Genomic DNA, 1108 nt, shown 5'->3' with positions numbered 1-1108 from the left:
CTGCAGGTGCTGGCCTACAGCAAGTTCCGCTGCGCCGACTACGCCGGCCTGGCCGACATCCTGGCCGAGTTCATCGCCGGCCTGCCCGGCCCGGCCCCGCGCGTGGCCGTCATCGCCAGCGCCGGCTATCCGCTGGCCGACGGCACCGTCATCACCGCCAACCTGCCCTGGCCCCTGTCGCCCACCGCCATCCGCCAGGCCCTGGCCCTGGATGCGGTCCACCTGGTCAACGACTTCGAGGCCGTGGCCCACGCCGTGGCCCACCTGGGCGCCAGCGAGGTCCTGCAGCTGGCCGGACCCGAACGCATCGCCCCCGGCCCGATCCTGGTCCTGGGGCCGGGCACCGGCCTGGGCGCGGCGCTGTGGATCCCCACCGGCCATGGCCCGGTCGTGCTGGCCACCGAGGCCGGCCAGGCCGCCCTGGCCGTCGGCACCGAGCTGGAGATGGCCCTGCTGCGGCAGATGCTCGGCCAGCGCAGCCACGTCCCGGTCGAGCACGCCCTGTCCGGCCCGGGCCTGATGAACCTCTACGGCGCCCTGTGCGCCCTGCGCGGGGCCACCCCGGTCTTCGCCAGCCCCGGATAGATCACCGCCGCCGCGCTGGATGGCGGCGACCCGCTGGCCCGCCAGAGCCTGGAGGTGTTCTGCGGCCTGCTCGGCAGCACCGTGGGCGACATGGCCCTGCTCTACGGCGTGCAGGGCGTCTACCTGGCCGGCGGGATCCTGCCCCACATCCGCGAGTTCCTGGTCCGCAGCGACTTCACCGCCCGCTTCCTCAACAAGGGGCCCATGCGCGAGGCGCTGGAGCGGGTGTCGGTGCGGCTGGTCGAACACGGCCAGCTGGGCGTGATCGGCGCGGCCAGCTGGTACCAGGGGTCGGACGTTTTTACGGAGAAGTGAGCAACACGGCGTCGGGACAGAGCCAGGGGAACGTGCGTACGGATCGCTCCACGCCGTGGCACATGCAGCAGTCGTTGCCGGAGGCGATCTCCGGCGCCACTCAAAACAATGATGGGAGAGACATCATGAAGCACCGCAAGTCCGTACTTTCGGCCGCCATCGTCACCTGCCTGGGCTTCGCCGTGCAGGTCCAGGCGCAGGACGCCGC

At 72.1% G+C, this 1108-nt stretch carries 1 pseudogene; it reads left to right on the top strand.

Going from position 1 to position 1108, the window contains the following annotated elements:
• Nucleotides 1–900: pseudogene (locus ACA089_RS16365) on the top strand (glucokinase); the annotation flags it as partial.
• Between the last annotated feature and the right edge of the window lie 208 nt (nt 901–1108).

Origin of the sequence: Pseudoxanthomonas fibrivorans (assembly GCF_041464125.1) — a bacterium.
In the GTDB taxonomy this organism is placed as follows: domain Bacteria; phylum Pseudomonadota; class Gammaproteobacteria; order Xanthomonadales; family Xanthomonadaceae; genus Pseudoxanthomonas.
Note: the sequence above shows the minus strand (reverse complement) of the source record. Positions and strands in the feature narration are given on the sequence as shown.